Annotated in this window: 22 protein-coding genes and 3 pseudogenes; 2 read left to right on the top strand and 23 right to left on the bottom strand. The window is 40.1% G+C overall.

The genetic code is table 11. From position 1 onward, the window contains the following. Window positions 1-169 precede the first annotated feature (169 nt). The 7 genes from SORDD16_RS07770 to SORDD16_RS07740 form a co-directional block, all read right to left on the bottom strand. On the bottom strand, window positions 170-397 hold the full coding sequence (locus SORDD16_RS07770) for a hypothetical protein (RefSeq protein WP_061453000.1): 228 nt from the start codon (window positions 395-397) through the stop codon (window positions 170-172). Continuing rightward, entirely contained in the window at window positions 382-675 is a 294-nt protein-coding gene (locus tag SORDD16_RS07765; protein ID WP_061452999.1) for a hypothetical protein, read from the bottom strand. Before SORDD16_RS07765 ends, SORDD16_RS07770 begins: the two co-directional genes overlap by 16 nt. A gap of 117 nt (window positions 676-792) precedes the next feature. After that, complete coding sequence (gene nrdI / locus SORDD16_RS07760) at window positions 793-1,251, bottom strand: class Ib ribonucleoside-diphosphate reductase assembly flavoprotein NrdI (protein WP_061452998.1); 459 nt, start codon at window positions 1,249-1,251, stop codon at window positions 793-795. Window positions 1,252-1,328: 77 nt separating this feature from the next. Continuing rightward, window positions 1,329-1,862 carry an ABC transporter permease gene (locus SORDD16_RS07755; protein ID WP_061452997.1) on the bottom strand — a complete coding sequence of 178 codons (534 nt, stop codon included), beginning with the start codon at window positions 1,860-1,862 and terminating at the stop codon, window positions 1,329-1,331. 60 nt (window positions 1,863-1,922) lie between these two features. Next, complete coding sequence (locus tag SORDD16_RS07750; RefSeq protein WP_061452996.1) at window positions 1,923-3,209, bottom strand: response regulator transcription factor; 1,287 nt, start codon at window positions 3,207-3,209, stop codon at window positions 1,923-1,925. 11 nt (window positions 3,210-3,220) lie between these two features. Next, window positions 3,221-4,891, bottom strand: coding sequence for a sensor histidine kinase (locus tag SORDD16_RS07745; RefSeq protein WP_081215187.1), 1,671 nt, complete (start codon window positions 4,889-4,891; stop codon window positions 3,221-3,223). After that, window positions 4,869-5,483: a YesL family protein gene (locus SORDD16_RS07740; protein ID WP_061452995.1), complete on the bottom strand. Its 615-nt coding sequence runs from the start codon at window positions 5,481-5,483 to the stop codon at window positions 4,869-4,871. Before SORDD16_RS07740 ends, SORDD16_RS07745 begins: the two co-directional genes overlap by 23 nt. A 133-nt stretch (window positions 5,484-5,616) precedes the next feature. Here SORDD16_RS07740 and SORDD16_RS07735 point away from each other — a divergent pair, with 133 nt between their 5' ends. Continuing rightward, window positions 5,617-6,186, top strand: a complete 570-nt coding sequence (locus SORDD16_RS07735; RefSeq protein WP_061452994.1) for an MptD family putative ECF transporter S component — start codon at window positions 5,617-5,619, stop codon at window positions 6,184-6,186. A gap of 27 nt (window positions 6,187-6,213) precedes the next feature. Here the strand turns inward: SORDD16_RS07735 and SORDD16_RS07730 are convergent, their stop codons facing one another. The 8 genes and pseudogenes from SORDD16_RS07730 to SORDD16_RS10775 form a co-directional block, all read right to left on the bottom strand. Next, on the bottom strand, window positions 6,214-6,906 hold the full coding sequence (locus SORDD16_RS07730; RefSeq protein WP_061452993.1) for a methionine ABC transporter permease: 693 nt from the start codon (window positions 6,904-6,906) through the stop codon (window positions 6,214-6,216). Between the two features lies 1 nt (window position 6,907). Then, a complete protein-coding gene (locus SORDD16_RS07725; protein WP_061452992.1) occupies window positions 6,908-7,969 on the bottom strand; it encodes a methionine ABC transporter ATP-binding protein in 1,062 nt (353 codons plus the stop codon). Then, window positions 7,962-9,335, bottom strand: a complete 1,374-nt coding sequence (locus SORDD16_RS07720; RefSeq protein WP_061452991.1) for a M20/M25/M40 family metallo-hydrolase — start codon at window positions 9,333-9,335, stop codon at window positions 7,962-7,964. Before SORDD16_RS07720 ends, SORDD16_RS07725 begins: the two co-directional genes overlap by 8 nt. A 101-nt stretch (window positions 9,336-9,436) precedes the next feature. After that, on the bottom strand, window positions 9,437-10,291 hold the full coding sequence (locus SORDD16_RS07715) for a MetQ/NlpA family ABC transporter substrate-binding protein (protein ID WP_061452990.1): 855 nt from the start codon (window positions 10,289-10,291) through the stop codon (window positions 9,437-9,439). Window positions 10,292-10,442: 151 nt separating this feature from the next. After that, entirely contained in the window at window positions 10,443-11,288 is an 846-nt protein-coding gene (locus tag SORDD16_RS07710) for an amino acid ABC transporter substrate-binding protein (protein WP_061452989.1), read from the bottom strand. Window positions 11,289-11,391: 103 nt separating this feature from the next. Then, on the bottom strand, window positions 11,392-11,715 hold the full coding sequence (locus SORDD16_RS07705; protein ID WP_061452988.1) for an AzlD domain-containing protein: 324 nt from the start codon (window positions 11,713-11,715) through the stop codon (window positions 11,392-11,394). Then, window positions 11,705-12,400, bottom strand: coding sequence for an AzlC family ABC transporter permease (locus SORDD16_RS07700; RefSeq protein WP_081215186.1), 696 nt, complete (start codon window positions 12,398-12,400; stop codon window positions 11,705-11,707). Before SORDD16_RS07700 ends, SORDD16_RS07705 begins: the two co-directional genes overlap by 11 nt. Before the next feature lie 158 nt (window positions 12,401-12,558). Continuing rightward, window positions 12,559-12,807, bottom strand: a pseudogene (locus tag SORDD16_RS10775) (hypothetical protein); the annotation flags it as partial. On the opposite strand from SORDD16_RS10775, the pseudogene SORDD16_RS11960 reads away from it, so the two are divergent. After that, window positions 12,802-12,972, top strand: a pseudogene (locus SORDD16_RS11960) (rRNA (guanine-N1)-methyltransferase); the annotation flags it as partial. The pseudogenes SORDD16_RS10775 and SORDD16_RS11960 overlap by 6 nt on opposite strands. 96 nt (window positions 12,973-13,068) lie before the next feature. On the opposite strand, the gene SORDD16_RS07690 reads toward SORDD16_RS11960, so the two are convergent. From SORDD16_RS07690 to SORDD16_RS07655, 8 genes and pseudogenes are all read right to left on the bottom strand, one after another. Beyond that, window positions 13,069-13,503, bottom strand: a complete 435-nt coding sequence (locus SORDD16_RS07690) for a hypothetical protein (RefSeq protein ID WP_061452986.1) — start codon at window positions 13,501-13,503, stop codon at window positions 13,069-13,071. Between the two features lie 11 nt (window positions 13,504-13,514). Next, the gene (locus SORDD16_RS07685; protein WP_061452985.1) at window positions 13,515-13,919 is read right to left on the bottom strand and encodes a hypothetical protein; all 405 of its coding nucleotides are present in this window, start codon (window positions 13,917-13,919) and stop codon (window positions 13,515-13,517) included. After that, entirely contained in the window at window positions 13,912-15,186 is a 1,275-nt protein-coding gene (locus SORDD16_RS07680) for a Tle-like phospholipase domain-containing protein (RefSeq protein ID WP_061452984.1), read from the bottom strand. Before SORDD16_RS07680 ends, SORDD16_RS07685 begins: the two co-directional genes overlap by 8 nt. Before the next feature lie 66 nt (window positions 15,187-15,252). Beyond that, entirely contained in the window at window positions 15,253-15,936 is a 684-nt protein-coding gene (locus SORDD16_RS07675; protein ID WP_061452983.1) for a hypothetical protein, read from the bottom strand. Between the two features lie 88 nt (window positions 15,937-16,024). Next, window positions 16,025-16,669 (bottom strand): annotated as a pseudogene (locus tag SORDD16_RS07670) (hypothetical protein); the annotation flags it as partial. Window positions 16,670-16,671: 2 nt separating this feature from the next. Further along, window positions 16,672-17,388 (bottom strand): tandem-type lipoprotein, encoded by a 717-nt coding sequence (locus SORDD16_RS07665; protein WP_061452982.1) that lies wholly within the window; start codon window positions 17,386-17,388, stop codon window positions 16,672-16,674. A 53-nt stretch (window positions 17,389-17,441) separates the two neighbouring features. Continuing rightward, window positions 17,442-18,155 (bottom strand): hypothetical protein, encoded by a 714-nt coding sequence (locus SORDD16_RS07660; RefSeq protein WP_061452981.1) that lies wholly within the window; start codon window positions 18,153-18,155, stop codon window positions 17,442-17,444. An 11-nt stretch (window positions 18,156-18,166) separates the two neighbouring features. Next, on the bottom strand, window positions 18,167-18,880 hold the full coding sequence (locus tag SORDD16_RS07655) for a hypothetical protein (protein ID WP_061452980.1): 714 nt from the start codon (window positions 18,878-18,880) through the stop codon (window positions 18,167-18,169). Window positions 18,881-19,022: the final 142 nt, after the last annotated feature.

Here is a 19,022-nt window from a genome sequence, read left to right as displayed (position 1 = left end):
TTTAGGTTATCTAAAATACGTGATTTTCTTGAATTAAACTAGCAGTATTATAAGAAACAATAACTGCAACAAGCAACCAAGGGATATACTTATGGTATTTCTTCCACATAAGCAGTACCTCATGCAATGAAACTAATGGGAATATCTGAAGCTAAAGTTCATACCTGTACTAGTTAGGGTTATAAGGGGCTAAAGTAATTAACAAATCAACTCCCCATCCCCTATCTGCTGCATACCTATAATCAGATGCACTCAATGCATAAAAAGCATGAATGTAGTCACCATATTTAGGAATTAAGCCAGCTAGGTTTCCAACCTTTTCATAAAAATCAGCCGCCTCTCGCACTTCAGCTGGACTTAAATGTTTATAAACATAAGTCACTAAAGCACGAAACATTGATTGTGACTGTTCTTCAAGGATTTCTCGCTGAACACCGCAATAATTTGTTGAGTTAACTGTTCTTTTTCAGACGTTGATAGCGAAGCTCTATATAGCAATTCTTGCAGGGTATAGGTTTTACCTTCTTCAAGCTGAAGACTAGACACTTCACGTTGTAAAAGTTCGACAGGAGGGGCTGACAGTTCTTCTGCCAGTACAACTCCTGCTGGAGCTAATGAGGACAAGGTCAATAATAGACCACAACTACCTGCAATAAACATGTTTGCACGTCTCATGATATTGTCCTCTTTTCCATTTTTATTATAGCACAAATATAATATCTTATATAAGATTTTGCAAGCGATTGCAATCGGAAAAATTTAAAAAAGTCAAGCATAAAACTCGACTTTTTTCTATAATTCATACAAATCCGCGATGATCGCTGCGACCTTTTTAATATCTCCCAGCATCCCTCTCATTTCAAAGTCAGCCAATACAGGGAAACCAAAGCGTTGACTGTATTGTTTGGCTGTTAGACAGTATTGATTGTTAAAATTACGATTACCAGAACCTACTACCCCAAAACACTTACTAGCATTGTCCCCGTAGGCGATAAAGTCGCCCAGTGGGGTTGTTAGAATCTCGACATCGCCGTTATCGACACCATTCCCACCTTCTAGATAGGTCGGCAAGAAAGCGACATAAGGATGCTTCATTTCAAAGAATTCTTGGCCTTCCTTGACCAAATCCTTGATATGGATTTTTTGGACCTCAATCCCTTCGTACTGAGACAGGAGATAATCCTTGAGCCGTGTTACAAAACTCTCTGTATTCCCACTCAGACTGATATACACTAAGGATATTTTTTTCATGTTGACCTCGATTTTTTTGTTTACGTTTTAAAAAGAACTACCAAGATTGTAACTTGATAGTTCTTTTTTGTCAATACTTAGGCAACTTCTTCTGCTTCGACTTCTTCAGCCAAATCTTTTTGCTGACGCCACATCTTGTAAAAGACGATAACAAGGAAAAGTACATTGATAACAATAAATAAAATTGTTGTTCCCTTTCCAAGGACTTCTGTCCCTAGTCGCAAAGTTTCGTCACGGATAGCCTGCACAGCATCTTGCATGCCTACATAAGTATAAATTGAACCAACTATGGCAAGCAAAACATAAGCAACGTAAGCGTAATTTGCATATTGCAAATTGTTACGAATCAAGAGAACAATTCCTGCAACTACCAAAATCGCTGATAAAATAATCAAAACGATGTTAACAGTCGAATGCGATAATTCAGCTGTCTTATGTAGATAATTAACCGTATCCTCCAACTGCTGGGCGCTGAAACCTTGGACCTGAGTTTGACTAGCACCTAGGGTCTCTTTACTAGGAACCGGACTCAAGATGCCAAATAATGACATAGCTGAAATCAATGCTGATAGAACTAATAAAACCCAAAGATAAATTGGTTTCTTCTTCATGATAGAACCTCCTAATATTATTATTGATATTATAGCACCTTATGTAAAGGAATACAATCGTTATAGCGTAATTTCTACCTGTTTCCGATAAGCTTTAGGTGATTTTCCACACAATTTGCGAAAAACCTTATAAAAATATCCAACATTGCTGTAACCAACAGCATAGCAAATATCTTCAATACTATCATTGGTTGAAAGTAAGAGCTGTTGTGCTGCCTTGATCCGTTGTTTATTGAGCAGTTCTGCAAAGGTGGAGTTGGTTTCCCTCTTGATCAGCTGACCGAGATAGACAGGATTGATAAAGAGATCCTTGCTAATATCCTTAAGTGAGAGCTCTTTCTGATAATCACGCCCAATCACTTCCAGAACGCTCACCACATTTTCATTCATGCGGTACTGGCCAAAGAACTTGGTCAAGGTTTCTTTGATATAGGCAACCAATTCTTCAAAGGAGTTAATCGCATGAATGATTTTGACAATCTCTGTCATATCGTCTGCCTGTAAATGTTCAAATAGATGAAAGACATCCATGACAAACTGGGTGAACAGTTGTTTGGTAATAGCAACTCGCGGTGTATTTTCTAAGACAATTTTTTCCAGCATAGTCAACTCTTCTATGATTTGGTTGACATTTCCTTGGATAATCACTCGATAAATCGGTTCATAATAAGCAAATGGGCTCTCCGATTTTTCCATATTTACAGAACCATAGAAGAGGGATTTTTCTACGTTGAGTTTCCAATTCTCAAAGGATTGCTGATAGGGAGTTTCAAATGCTGTTACCATTATTCCATCTAGAGGTTGATTGGAGATAAAAATCTGCCAATCCTGTCCCAATACATAGTACGGTATAATGAACGAACCTTGCTTTTTCTTAGAAAGACCAATCCACCAATTTTTTTTACCTGCTAAAAAGCTAATAAATCCTTCTTCATCCAGTTCTTGACTGAGAACTTGACTTTCTTCTTCCTTCTCATGGAGCTGTCTTGCGATTTTCTCTAATAAACTACTCAACTCTACCTTATCTACTGGCTTAACCAGATAATCCACGACACTAAGGTTCATGGCTTTTTTGACGTAGTCAAACTCCTGATAACCAGACAGCAAGATATAATAGGTATCTGGAAGTAGCTCTTTCATTTCCCTAATCATCTCAAGTCCGGTCTTATCTGGCATATTGACATCGGAAATGACCACATCCACTGGATTTTCCTTAACGTAGTCCAAAGCATCATCTGCGTGATTAGCTGTGGCAACAACTTCCATATCCCATTTTTCAAAAGGAATTAATCGCTTGAGCCCCTCTGTCACCATATACTCATCGTCTACTAATAAAACTTTATACATTTTTACTCTTTCTATTCATTCTGGATCGTAATATGGTATTGAACACCCTTTTGTTCCACAGACTCTATACTAATCTGGTAACGCTCCCCAAAGTAAAGAACAAAGCGTTCGTGTACATTAACTATTCCAATTGATTGTCGTTCTCCGATATAGCTTGCCTCGTGCTCAAAGCTTCTACACGCTAATTTTTCTTGCAGACTAGCTAATTTCTCTGCGGACATTCCACGACCATTGTCTTCCACTAGAATTTCAACAAATCCTTCACCTTTCAAGGCCTTTATACTGATAACGTTATCCGTTCTCCGATGGTCAATACCATGAGCAAAGTAGTTTTCTACTAATGGTTGGAGTGTAAATTTAGGAATTCGCATTTCTTCCAGTTCTGGTGCAATCTTAAAACCATAGGCGATGGACTTAGGATAACGCACCATACAAAGATAGCTGTATTTACGACAAAATTCCAACTCCTGCTTAAGCGTCGTTTCCCGTTCGTCAGAGATATTATTACGCAAGAGACTGCTAAATTCATAGATGATATCTGCCAGCTCATCTTGACTCTCCATGACTGCATACATCCGCAAAAATTCTAGTGTATTATACATGAAATGAGGGTTTATTTGAGCTTGCAAAGCTCGCATATTGGCATCCTTTTGGCTAAGCTCTAATTGATAAATATCGTGTATATTTTTTTCCAATCGATCCAACATATCGTTGGTTGTTTCCGCGATGAGAAGCAATTCCTGGTCTTTCTCTGAGGTATCAATTCGAAGTCCTTCTTCTCCCTGAGCAATAACCTCAATAGAATCCACCAAATCCACAACCTGCTTTTGATAATTGGAAAAGGTCTGTCTCAAGGTCACATATAAAATAATAATAAAGAGAATACTCAAACCAACAATTACGGCAGAGCTGGTTAAAGTTCCGGTAAGAACAAAATTCTTAGGAACTGCTGATTGGACTTGATAGCCATGTGATGTTAAACCAACAATCCAATTTTCCTGTTCTGCTACTACATTTTCACCTATATGAAACAATTCAGTATCAAAAGGAGAGGTTACCGTTACGGCCACAGGAATCAGACCGCGAGTATTATCAATCGCTTGGTAAAGCACATCCTGCGATAAAGAGATATAGATAACACCTAGAGGCTGATCGGAGTTGGGATCAAGTACGGGTATGGCAAAACTATTGGCCACTGGTTTGAAGTCCTCAGCAGGAATTTTCTCTCCATTTCGCTTCTCTCTAGTAGAAACATAGACTTCCTTGTAGTCTTGCAACACGATTGCAACTCCTGTCACGAAGTCATTTCTTACATACAAATCGTCAATATTTTCATACAAGGATACTGAAATATAGGGAGATGTTCTGCGCTGTAACAACCAGTAAAAATAATCCGACGTACTTAGGCTAAAATACCTATAAATCCCCTCTATCCGAGCCCGATTTTCAACTAATCCCTGCGCCAGTTGGGCAGATTCTCTATAATAGTAATCAATTTCGCTAACCGTACGGGTCGTCACTCGCTGAGCAACAAGTTGGGCTTCTTTTTCACGGGAACTCCAATCAGCATAGGAGAACATGAGTGCAAAACTCGCAATGATGACAATCATCACCAGGGTATAGATTCGCAAGAGAGAGTGGAGCCAGAACGGCTTCATTTTATTTTGTCGCCAATTTTTCATGGATACTTTCATATACGGGTTCCAACATATCACTAATAAAGAAATGCCACATACCAATTCCTACAAAGGAGAGCAAGGCGGGCATATAATAACCAACTCCTACAAGGAGCGCTGATCCAAGTAAAACCTTGGCAATCGCAGGTAAGCTCATGAAAATCCCGATAAGAGCAAGCTTTACAGTGTTTCGATAAGAAAGCTCATAATAAACTTGTAGCTTCAATGAAACAGCATAAGCCAAGAAAATAAAAGCAATGACGAGTACATTAAGAAAGGTCGCCAAAAGATGAAAAATGGTCTGGTGGGGCAATTGGATCAGGAGATATAGGCCATAGATCAAAATAAAATCTACACCCATGAAACTGTAAAATGTGAGATTACTCTTGATAAAGTTGCTCTTAAAAAGCGTCCAAGCTTCCTTCAAATTGTAAGCCCGATAATTGTAGCCATGCTCTGCATATAAAGTCATAAGGCTTGCACTAGCTGGCGCTAATCCGAACACGATACCTCCTGCTAGTGTTAATAACCAGAAAAAAGCCGTCGTAAGCATTCCTAAAAAGAAACGATTAAAGACGAGTTCTAGAAATTTTCCCATGATATCCTCCTTAAAACAACTGTGTAACTATTATATCATATTTCAAACGTTTTCAAAAATATAGAGCTCCCATTTACAATTCCCAAAAAGCATGATACAATTGGTTTTGTTAGTTTGTATCAAGGAGATTCTCATGAAGAAAAATATCTTAACTACCCTCTTAGCCGTCGTCCTCTACTTTCTCTGTATGGGGATTGGAGTATTGATAGGACACTTGGTGGATTCAACGGGCAATATGTTCTATGCACCTGCCTTTTCTGCCCTTGTCGGGGGTAGCGTCTACATGCTCCTCTTGACAAAGGTTCCTCGTTTTGGAGCTATCACCACTCTTGGACTCTTTATGGCATTCTTTTTCTTGACTAGTAAACACGGAGCAGGAACCTTTCTTCCAGGACTTATTTGCGGTTTGGTAGCGGATGGCATCGCTTATCTTGGACGTTACAAAGATAAGGTTAAAAACCTTCTCTCCTTCCTCATCTTTGCTTTTAGCACAAGTGGCCCCATCCTTCTCATGTGGATTAGTCCAAAATCCTACACAGCAACTCTCATCGCCCGCGGGAAGTCTCAAGAATATATTGACCGTATCATGGTCGCACCAGAGTTAGACAAGATTTTTCTCTTTGCCACAAGCATTCTCCTCGGTGCTGTGATGGGAGCTTTAATTGGACAAGCTTTGAGTAAAAAATTAGCAGATAAAATTTAATCACTAAAAAAGAGCTACACGCTCTTTTTATTTATGACTTAATTTCTTGGTCAGGAAATCTCCCAAGAACTGGATCGTAAAGATAATCAAGATGATAATAATGGTTGCTAGGATGGTCACATCGTGATTGTAACGGTTAAAACCATAAGCGATGGCTACGTTACCAATACCACCTGCTCCAACCGCACCGGCCATGGCTGTTTCCCCAACAAGGGAAATCAAGGTCACAGTCGTCACACGGATTAAATCGGGTAATCCTTCTGACAAGTATACTCCAACAATGTCTCTGAAGGTAGCTCCACTAGCCTGCGCTGCTTCAATCACACCGCCATCCAGCTCAGCTAAAACCACCTGCACCTGACGGGCAAAAAAGGCAAAGACCGCAAATGATAAAGGCACAATAGCGGCGTTAGGACCAATACTCGTTCCCACGATTAAGTGTGAAAATGGTGACAAGACCGCCAAGAGAATAATGAAGGGTACCGCACGGAAGATTGAGGTGATTTTATCCAAGATCCAAAAAGCCACTTTATTCTCCAAAACACCACCCGGAGCAGTCAAGACAAGGAAGAGTCCTGCAACTAGCCCCAAAAATCCTCCGATGATAAAGGAAATCACAGTCATATACAGAGTCAAATAGATAGCAGTTCCCCAGCCAGCCTGACCAGACCAGCCCATTTTATAAACATTTGGTAAATAGGTTTGAATCAATGATTCCATCTTACTGTCCTCCCTTCAATACTTTTAGCTGTACGCCTGCTTGACGAATGGCTTCTTGGGCACCTGCTAGCGCTGTTTTTTCACCTGACAAGACCACAACCAATTCTCCAACAGGAGTGCCATCAAGAATCTCGATATTTCCATAGAGGATATTGGCCGTTACTTGGTAATGTTTGTACAATTCATTCAAAAGTGGTTCGTCTGTCGAAGCTCCAGCGTACTTAAGTTGCACCAAGAGGCTGTTTTCAGACAGATTTTCCACAATTTCTTGCTTCTCAATCTTGACCATGGCTTCATCAATACCTGTGGCTGTTGAGATAAAGTCTTGAGTCAAAGGTTGTTTAGGGTCTGAGAAAATTTCAAGGACACTACCCTCTTCAATCAAATGCCCATCCTGCATAACTGCCACACGGTTGGCAATGTCTTTAACAATCTGCATTTCATGCGTAATCAAGACAACCGTCAAGCCTAATTTTTGGTTCAAATCTTGCAACAAGGCCAAAATCTGCTTGGTTGTCTTCGGGTCAAGGGCAGAAGTTGACTCATCTGAAATCAAGATTTTTGGGTCATTGGCCAAGGCACGCGCAATGGCCACACGCTGTTTTTGCCCTCCAGATAGTTGTGAAGGATAGTTTTCAGCACGATCCGCCAAACCAACCAAATCCAACAACTTAGCTACTTTAGCTTTCTTTTCTTCCTTGCTGAGTCCAGAATGTTTGAGGGCAAAAGCCACATTCTCCTCTGCTGTCTTTTGACTCATCAGGTTAAAGTGCTGGAAAATCATCCCGATATCTTGACGTTTACGACGCAACTGCTCGGCCGTCAAGGTCACCTTGCCATCAAAAATCACATCGTCGTCAATAGTAATTTTCCCTGCAGATGGCTTTTGCAAGAGGTTAATCACCCGTACAAGGGTTGATTTCCCTGCTCCAGAATATCCAACGATTCCGTAGATATCCCCTTCTTGGATGTGAATGCTCACATCCTTGACCGCTGTGATAGTTCTCTTCTTTTGATGAAAAGTCACATCGATCTGATCTAACTTAATAATATCTCTACTCATAACTTCTAATCAGCTCCTCTACTAATTCAATATGGGTGTAGTAATCAGCAATGCGCACATTTTCATCACCCCCGTGGTCTCGGCTATTAGCATTGCCCAGACCAAAGGCAGCAATCGGAACTTCCAAGGCTTCAAAGACTGTATGCATGGGACCCGTTCCAGCTGTTGTTGGCAAAACTGACACACCTTGTGGATAAAAGCCTTTTGCAAGCTCAATGACATTGAGTATGGAGGGAGCACTCATATCGCTCCGGTAACTCATCTCACCCAAAGTGTAGTTTAATTCTACCTTATCAAAGCCATTTTTGTCTAGCTGTTTCCGGATTTTTTTCAGGACATCATGTGGTTCAAGGCCCGGAACCAAACGAACTTCCAACTTGGCACTGGCTTCTGCTGGCAAAATCGTTTTAACGCCTTGTCCTTGGTAGCCTGACTGAATTCCTTCGATATTAAGAGCTGGCTCGAAAAAGAAACGTTTTAGAAAGGCTGCACGTTCCTCTTGTAAGAGCGGTAATTCCAAACCGTAAATACGGCTGATTTCCTCTGGATTGCGTTGGGCATAGGTGTCCACCAAGTCCAGTTCACGCTCATTGGGTTCTTGCACAGTTTCGTATAAGCCCTCTACCAGAATACGACCGTCAGCAGCTCGTAGACTAGTCAAAGCCTGAAGCAGGTACCAGGGGGCTGACTCCACAACTCCACCATAACTCGAGTGGATATCCACATCAGCACTTTTTACCTTGGCATCAAAGGTCACAATCCCCTTGTTTCCACCAGAGATTTCTAGCTGGTCCAAGGCATTTTTTGTCCCCTGTTCCCAGACCAATAAATCAGCTCCACGGAGTTTGTCCGCATGTTTTTCTAAATATTTATCTAAGTCTGTCGAAGCAGATTCCTCCGCTCCCTCCATGATAAAACTGATATTGACAGGCAGATCCTCATGAGCCTGCAAGTATTTTCTGACCGCACTCAAACGAGCCGTGATATGCCCCTTGTCGTCATCGACACCACGTCCATACATGATCCCATCGCGCACAGACAGGGTAAAAGGTTCTCCCGTCCAAACCTGATCTCCATCAGCTGGAACCGTGTCGTAGTGGTTATAAAAGATAATGGTTTTTGCATCCGGACGTGAACTTTTGAAATGAGCCATAACAAAGGGGGCGGTATAGTTGTCATCAATCTCTACCTCCGCACCGACATGCCTAAAAATCTCTCCCAGATACTGGGCAACTTCCTTGAGCCCAACCTGCTGAGCAAAGACGGATTTCTTGGAAATCAAAGTCCGCAACACCTCAAAATAATGCTGCGCTACCTGATCCTTTTCAAATTTTTCAATCTGTTCTTGTTCACTCGAAAAAGCCATTTTCTTCTTACCTTTCTACGATTGTCTTTTGTCCCTTTCTCCATTCAAGCCCTAGACAAAGCAAGAGGTGGAAAATCGCTCTCCCACCTCCCTATATCTGATTACCAAACTGGTTGATCCAAACCGTCTGAAGTTTCTTCGATCACTTTTTTCACATCATCTGTATGGTAAGCTGCAATAATTTTCTTAATTGCGTCTGCTTTTGGTGAGCTTTCCCAATCACTTTTCGCAACGATGATATTATACCATTGTTTTGAGTTTTCATCTGCTTGTTCTTTGTAAAGAGCTTTTTTGTAGTCCAATTTTGCTTCTGTTACGAAGGTATTGTTTACAACAGCAGCATCAACTGATGATAATGAACGAGCTGTTTGGCTAGCGTCCAATTCAGTAATTTTCAAATTTTTTGGATTTTCTGTGATGTTGGCAATGGTCGCAAGAGTCGTACCTGAAACATCCAATTTGATCAAGCCAGCTGATTGAAGAAGGTAAAGGGCTCGGCTTTCATTAGTTGGATCGTTTGGTACTGCGACTTCTCCGTTAGCTGGGATTTGGTCTACGCTTGTGTATTTGTTTTCACTACCATTCAATCCTGAGTAGAGACGGATAGGAGCGATGTAAGTATCTGCAATTGCTACGAGATCTTGCCCATTTTCCTTGTTCCAGTTGTTGAGGAAGTTGTAGTGTTGGAAAGCATTCAAGTCTACTTCGCCATCAGCAGTTGCCTTGTTTGGTTGAGAGTAGTCTGTGAACTCAGTAAATTCCAACTTGATTCCGTCTTTTTGAACCAATTCTTGGACCTTGTCCCAACGTTTTTCTTCAGAACCGCTCCGGTTAACTGTTGCAATTTTGATAACTGTTTCGCTATCTGCTTTCTTGTCTGAATTTCCGCAAGCCGCCAAAGCCAAACCTGCGACTGTAGCAAGAGCTGCTACACCAAGCCATTTTTTAATTTTCATGATTCTTTCTCCTTAAAAATAATACTGTACTAGTATCTCATAAATTGTTTGATTTAACAAATTGTTATTAGATAGGCAGATATATAGTTTAAAACTATAGGCTTAAATACTGAAAAATCACCCAACTTAGTAGGTGGATGATTCCAATTTCTTATTTAATATCAGTTTCTGCTGGTAGGTAAGAACCACCAAAGAATTGTTGAGACAATTTCTCAAGAGTTCCATCTTTGTAAAGTTCTTGGATTCGTTTGTCCACAAATGTCTTCAACTCATCTTGACCTTTGGCAAGAAGTGGGTATACGTATGGTTGTTGGTCGCTTGGAAGTTCGATGACTTTCAAGTTGTCCAAACTTTGGTTACGGATGACTGTTTCTACCCCAATCTTGTCAAAGATCTTGTAGTCTGCTTGTCCGTCTGCTAAACGTCTCATGGTTTGTTGGAAGTCAGCCTTGGTGTAGTTGATCACAGTTGGATTGTCCGCATGCTGAGCGTTGTAGTCTTCCAATTGCTTAGCAGTTGTAGTTCCTTGAACTACTTCTGTTGTTTTTCCACCAATGTCATCCAAAGAGTTAATGCTGTTGTCATCCTTGTGGGCAACAAGCACGTTTGGATTGACAGCTGTTGGTGCTGCATAGAGGTACTTTTCAGCACGCTCTTTAGTGTAGCTTATGTTGTTGACAGCCATTTGGTAACGGTCTGCATCGAGCCCTGCAAAGACTCCTGACCATTCGGTTTTTTCAAACTTCACTTCATACTTGTCTGAATCTTTAAAGATGGCACGGATGACTTCGATCTCATATCCTGTCAATTCACCGTTTTCCTCATAGTTAAATGGTTTTGGTGAAGCATTGGTTGCAACGACAATTTCTTTCTTACCAGATGTTGCTGCTTCACTAGACGCGGTATCTTTCTTATCTCCACCTGAGCAAGCTGCTAGTACTCCTACAGCAACGAGCCCTAGGGCAGCAAGAGATGAATATTTGACGATTTTTTTCATGTCATTTCCTCCAAAATAGAATACTGTACTATCTTAACAGAAAAAAATTTTTTTCGCCATTATCTGATACCTATCACCGTGATAAGTTCTCTTTATGACCACTTTAAAAGATAAAACGTAAAAGTGCAATCAAGACCACTCCAAAGAGAACTGTTCCGACTAGATTGCGGTAGCGAAAGGCTACCCAAGCCGTTGGAAAGACTGCTAAAAAGTCCAGCCATTTGATTTGTGGAAGGTTGCCGACCTTACCTGTCACTACGCTTGAAAGGATCAAGGCAAAGATAATGGAAACAGGCAAGAACTTCAAAAAACGCTCAACAATTGCAGGTAAGCCCTTATACTTGACCAAGATGAAGGGAATCATACGGGGAATCCACGTCACCAAGCCAGAGAAAATAACTGCTAATAAAAGATACTTACTGACCATCTAAGACCACCCCCATCGTACACCCAAGTAAGGTCGCTACTAAGACAGCTAGTGACTGAGACACCACTGTCAGGAGCAAAAAGAAAGATACAGCAACAACTGTTAAGATAGCCAGCAGATTGCGGACAGGAATCCGTCTTTGCATAATCTGAAATTGCGAAGCAAAAATCCCGATAAACATACCGACCAGGGCAAAGTCTAATCCAAAGACCTCAGGATTTGGAAGAAGCCCACCTAAAGCTGTCCCCGCAACTGTCCCAATAAACCAGGCTACATAACTATTGAGATTGTTACCGTGCATCCACATGGGATGGACCTTGTCTGTATGGGCTAATTCTCCCATCAAAACCCCGTAGGTCTCATCTGTCAGGAGACTGGACATGCCGATATTTTGCCAGAGACTAGTATGACGGAAATAGGTCGATGCATGCAAACTCAGCAAAAAGAGGCGCAAGTTGATCAAAAAGACCGTCATGGCAATGGCTGCCACAGGCGCTTGGGCCGCAATCAATGCCAACATGGCAAACTGGGCACTCCCAGCATAAACAAAGAGGCTCATCAAGCCCATCTCAACAGGTGTCACATAGGGCGCACCGATAATCCCGCAAGCTAGACCAATGCTAATATAGCCAAGGGCAGTCGGCATGGCAGCCTGCACACCTTCCCAAAATCCTTTTTCTTTCATCTTTCTCCTCGTATTGTCTTCATAAGTGGACTGAATAGACTCCAGCTACAGTATGGACTATTATAACACATTCGGTAAAGAGAAAAAAGAATGCCGATTTTGGCCGTCATAAAAAGAATGGCTATCCAGTCTCAAACACATATTATACAAAGTCTCCGCTAAATACTTTCACGAATATTTAAGAGCGTGATAAATGCGGTTAGGAGCAATAGTAACAGAGTAAAGCTGACCGATAGGGGCCCAAAACTTGTAGCAATTGCTACGAAAACGATTGTGAATAGACTTGGTAAAACAACCGTAATAGCACCAATAGAGGATTGAACCGCTCCCATTGACTCCTCAGGTATTTGTTTAAAGACGAGTTCTTGCAATCTAGGAGAGAATACACCTGCGATGAAGGCATCCAATCTAGCCAAATAGCTTCCTTAACAGAACCCATCACAGCAGAGCAACGCCAAGCTCTGCTTGCCATGACACCCTTACTCTTTCACGTTGATCAAACCAAGATTGACTGGAGTCAGTTGACTGAGATTACCATCAAAGCGGAGATTCTGGTTGGGAAAGCACTGTAAATAAAACTTTCAGATAAGACAAAACCCGCACCCTTGATTGAGGTGCGGGTTTGATTTTTGTAAAAAAATAGTGAGTCAACTATTTCTATTTTTGTTTTAAACCAATTTCTCCCACTTGAGATTTTCTTTACTAACTGTATCTTGAATGGCGTTTGAAAACTCCCCTTTGATTTCCGCATCGATTTGATTATTAACGGAATCAATCGTAGTCTTTGCCTTTTGGCAGACTTTTTGAACGCCTGTATCAAACTCTTTAATAACACGAGCTACCGCCCGTTTTTTAGCTGGAACATATAAGGTTCTGATAAGTGATCTTTCTAATCTCTTCTCAATCTCGCTATAGACTTCAAAAGAGCGTAACTGATCCATCCCCCAATCATAAGCCCCGTGTATGGCATCCTCTACTTCTCTCACACCTGGAATCTGGCTTCTAGCCATATCATTCAGTTCAGAGACCCCATTACCGATGTTGTCCATTGTATCTGAAGCAAAATCATAAATTCCAGTACCAATATCTTCAAGTAGCCCCATCCGTTTCCCTCCTATTTTTCATCTGACTGACATGCTCTTAGTTCACTAGAAAGTTGCTCAATGACTGCCTCTTGTTTTCGACACTTTTTCTTATAGCTATCTTCTAAATCGTCATATTTTCTTTCCAGCTCACGTCTCCGAGTTCTAAACTCCTCTTCATTCACCATCCTGTACCGATTTATGGTTTCCACCGCAGCATTAAGCATGTCCTCAGTCGCATCCGGCATTTTTGAATAGGCTGACAACACAAGGGAATGCTTTTCATCAAATTTTTGATTTAATCCCTTATGAAAATCATTCAAAAAGCTCCACTTGGTATCCAAATCATCCTTTGACTGTCGGTATTGATCGCCAATCTGATAGAGTTCTTCTTGGGCATCCACTAGCTTAGCCCTAATCTCACTCCACTTATCCATGAGCAATTAGTCCTTGTAATTCTTTATCTTTCTGAACGGTTTGTTCAACTCCTGACTTAATCTTTGCCTCCAAGTCGACAAAGGACGTCGCAACCTTATTTGCATTTGATTTGACGGATGTGCAATGACTGTCCACCGTTTCAACAACGCTTCCATAGTTGACACCACATTCATTGTAGGTTGCTCTGACTTCATCAGAAGATAGGAGAAAACCAAACGGTACATCACCAAGACTACTATACAATTTAAGGGCTCGCTCAACTGCACTCGTCCCTTTTGCAGCTATCAAATCAACCGTTGCACTGGAAGTAGTAGACAATCCGCTAGCAACCACCAGCGCCTGTTCTGAGTCCAGCGCAATGAGTTCTGCCTTAGATAGCCCATTTGGAGAAGCCGTACCGATATCATTGACTTTGAAGCGTTCTTTCTTACTTTGAACGCCTTTTAATTTGGTTTGTGTACTTCTTTCAACGCTCTCTATGGCAATCGTAGACTGCTCAATCTTCTGGATATCACCACTAACTGCGCGTAAATCCCCCATTAAGTGCCCACCTGAATGGGGGATAACATACTCCTCTCCCACATAAACTCCGCCAAACCGATCCGACCAATTATTCAAAGGATCTTTCTCTGTCGTAATCCGTGTGACACTTCCTGTGAACTGAGCTTTATCACTTTCTATCTCTGCTATATTTTTGGCAGTAGCGAGTGCTACTAAGGGATTGCCAATCAGGCCATTCCCAACAACTGCACCTGTAGGAACATAGAGAGGAGCTGAGTTATAGACAATGGTTTTCGGAGCATTGTATTTCAGAGCGACACGCTGAGCGATATTTCCACCCAGTGAGTGACCTGTCAAGATAACATCTTCTGGATTTAAGCCATTCTTTTTAAGAACATCCTCATAAAACTGATAAGCCGAGCTATAATGATGCCCCGTCCCAACCCCAATACCGATTCCATCTGTCAAGATTGCATCATTTACCAAGTCCGTGTCAGGATTGGTCCCTGTGTAAGCAATGATCGTTTTTCCACTTGTAGTATCTTTAAAGGCAGCCCCGCTGGTTCCTGTATGAGGGTCACGAAAGCTGGACACGTACTCAAAATTCTCGGGCATGATTTTATTCTCAGTTCCAGAATATTTACCCAACACTTCACTATCTGATGCCCCTTCTATTCTGGCTTTCTCAAATTCATAAGTCAATTCTGAAGCATCTAGCGTTGGAACACTGCCATCTAAAACAATCGGCTCCTTATTTTTACTCATATTTTCTCCTTTTTAAAAGCTTATATTCACTACTAGCAGTTCCTGTTACTACATCCTTGAATTACTTCAGCCTCCAATTGTTTCTGAATATGAATTATGACCATTTTGAATATCTAAAGTATAGTTATATGCCTTATTTTCCATTGTTTCATACATAATATAAATAACCATTTTTAACTTTGTATCTTGAGTAACAGCCATATAATCACTCAACTCTTTATTTTCTAAAAAATAACTTATATGAGCAGCCCCTGTTTCCGTGCTATAACTTTTTTTATTAAGAGATAATTGTGAAAGAAAGTCCTTTTGTATAGTAAATTTTTGAATCAGTAATTTAGGGTGTCTAATAGTAATTTTAGCTTGCGTATCTTTCAACTGAATCTCACTATTTTGATATTCTATCTCCCCATCATAAACAACTTTCTCACTAATCTTCCCTTTTTCGTCAACAGTAATTCTTTTTTCCAGTATTTTTCCAGAAAACTGTTTTGTCTCAGAATCACCATTTAAGCTAATTTTTTGAAGTGTATAACTTCCATCTTCATTATAATCATATAAATCATTTGTAGTGATGTTAAATCCCTTCGGAAACTTATCAAACAAATCTTCCAGATTCTCCGTTGGATAGACCTTGCTGAGCTCAACTGCCTTCCCTTCGATAAATTTTCGACTATTCTTTTCACTACATCCAGCTAATATCATCATTCCAAGCCCTCCTAATAACATTATCATTGCAATTTTTTTAAACATGGATTGCTCCTCCTTCTCAGAATCCAAGATAGTTACTTAAATTATACCAGTTTTAAGGTTCGGATTCAATCTAGGCAACAGCCCCAATATTCAAAGGATCTCTCTCTGTCGTAATCCGTGTGACACTTCCTGTGAACCTAGCTTTATCACTTTCTATCTCCGCTATATTTTGGGCAGAAGCAAATGCTATTAAAGGATTGCCAATCAGTCCATTCCCCACAGCAGCACCTGCGGGAACGTAGAGGGGAGCAGCGTTGTAGACAATGGTTTTCGGAGCATTGTATTTCAGAGCGACACGCTGAGCAACATTTCCACCCAAGGAGTGACCTGTCAAGATAACGTCTTCTGGATCTAAGTTGTTCTTTTTAAGAACATCCTCGTAGAACTGATAAGCCGAACTGTAATGGTGGCCCGTCCCAACCCCAATACTGAGCCCATCTGTCAAAACTGCATCGTTTACCAAGTCACTATCAGGATTGGTACCTGTATAGGCAATAATAGTCTTTCCACTTGTAGTATCTTTAAAGGCAGCCCCGCTGGTTCCTGTATGAGGGTCACGAAAACTGGACACATACTCGAAATTCTCGGGCATTGCAACATTTTCTTGTTTCGAATATTCTCTTAATAAATTATTTGTCCCTTCGACCCCTTTAATTCTTGCTTTTTCAAATTCATAGCTTAATTGAGAGGCATCTAGTGTTGGGATCTTTCCATCCAAAGTTTTAAGAGCCATTATTACTCCCCCTGCTTCTTCTCTGAAATAACTTCAGAATAATATGAATAGTAGTAATCATTCTTGTCACGAAACTCCAATGAATAACCAAAGTCATTGTTATGGATTGTCTCATAAAAAATATTTACTGACATATCTAAATCATTACCACCATTCAATCCCATATACTGATTAATTATTTTATTTTTTAATCGATAAGTAATAGTTGCTGAACCAGTTTCAGGACTATATGATTTTTGTTTTACTTTCAATTTCTTTAACTCATCATTTGAAATTGTGAATAATTGTACTAATAGTTTTGAGTGTTTTAAATTAAAAATTTCTTCATCACTATTGCTCACTAAATGAAGATTTCCACCTTTATAGTATACTTCCTTTTGAAATAGAACTTCTTCTTCTAAATGACCATTTGAGTCCGTCATTGCCCTTCGTTTAACCAATTCTCCTGCTATTTCTTTAGTATTTGGATTTCCATTCAGTGTTATTTCAAAACTAATAGACGGACTATCTTCTGTTTCTTGTCTAGATTCAGTACTAATAATCTGAAACCCCTCCGGGAACTTTTCAAACAAGTCTTCCAGATTCTCTGTCGGATAGACTTTGCTTAATTCTGCAGCCTTTCCCTCAATAAATCTTCGGCTGCTTTTTGTAAAGCAACCAGTTAATATCAATAGTGCCACTCCCAAAAGTACCACTGTGAGTGCTAATTTTTTCATCATAAATTACCCCTACTTCTCAGGAATCAAGATAATTCCTTGACTTCCTCTCACGACTAATATCCCTCCAGTTTCCCTATGATGCCTTCTGAATGGTAGAGCCTATCTTTTCTAAAAACGATGGAGTAACCGTAATTCTTTCCTGATACCGTTGGTTCAGGAATATTTATATCCATATTAAGTTGGGCATCACTTTCTAAACCTAAATAATCATTTACTTGTTCATTTTTAAGTTTATAGGTGATGCTAGCAGAACCGGTCTCAAAGCTATAGCCTTTCCGAACTACTTCTAGACCTTTTAAACTAGACCTTGAAATAGAGAATTCCTGCATTAAAAGACGGGTATGTTTTAAGTCACCTTTCTCTTTATTATTAGAAGAGCTTCCTTCTGATAAATGAAGGCTGCCATCTTTGTAGTAGACATTTCCTTTATATAGCATTTCTTCTTCAATTTTCCCATCTGAATTTTCGAATGAGCTTTCTTTGATAATTTCTCCTTTTATTTCTTTGGTCTCAGAAATTCCATTTAAAACTACCTGATAACTAATTGAAGGAGAGTCTTCACTATCCTCACTAATATCTGTTATACGGATCTGAAACCCTTCCGGAAACTTATCAAACAAATCTTCCAGATTCTCCGTCGGGTAGACCTTGCTTAACTCTGAAGCCTCTCCCTCGATAAATCTTCGGCTACTTTTTGCAAAGCAACCTGTCAATGTCAACAGCGTGATTCCTAAAAGTACCACTGCTAGTACTAGTTTTTTCATCATAAATCCCCCCATCAGTCATTATAAAGTTTAAATTCTTGTTTTTTGTAACCACTAAATAATTCCGAATGAGAGTTATGCCCATCTTTAATATCCAAAGTATAGCTATAAGCTTTATTTTCAACAGTCCCAGACATGATATAAAAAATCATCTTTAGTTCTTTATCCTGCTCCACTCTCATATAATTATTTACTATCGGGTCTGTGATAGTGTAGTCAATATCCGCGCTCCCTGTTTCAAAACTATAGCTTTTTCTACCCATTTTTAGTTTTGACAGGGTATTTCTATTGATTGTAAATTCTTGGACCAATAGCTTAGGATTTCTTATCGTCGCATTTGCCTGAGGATCCATCAATTGAATCATTCCATCTTTATAAACTACTCCACCTTCATAGAGTATTTCTGTATGTTTTTTATTATCATTATCAAAAGTTACTTCCTTCCATAAAACGGTTCCAATAATTTTTTGAGTCTCAATATCACCCTTTAACTTTACAGATTGGAACAGATAACCCTCCTCTTCATAATCATAAAGATCTTCACTCCAAATACTAAACCCACCCGGAAACTTTTCAAACAAATCTTCCAGATCCTCCGTCGGGTAGACCTGGCTGAGCTCTGAAGCCTTCCCCTCAATAAATCTTCGGCTACTTTTTGTAAAGCAACCAGTCAATGTCAATAGTGCCATCCCCAAAAGTACCACTGTTAGTGCTAGTTTTTTCATCATAAATTCCCCTCTTCTTTATCCGATTCAGTCTAATTAACAATAGTATACCTGTTTTTCCTCTGTTGTGCTAGCGTTTTAATGGTATGGAGAATTTTCTATTAAAGTCTCTTACTTTGTTCCATCAAAAAAACGCACCTTTCAA

This window comes from Streptococcus oralis (assembly GCF_001578945.1).
Classification (GTDB): domain Bacteria; phylum Bacillota; class Bacilli; order Lactobacillales; family Streptococcaceae; genus Streptococcus; species Streptococcus oralis_Q.
This window is presented reverse-complemented; position numbering and strand designations above follow the sequence as displayed.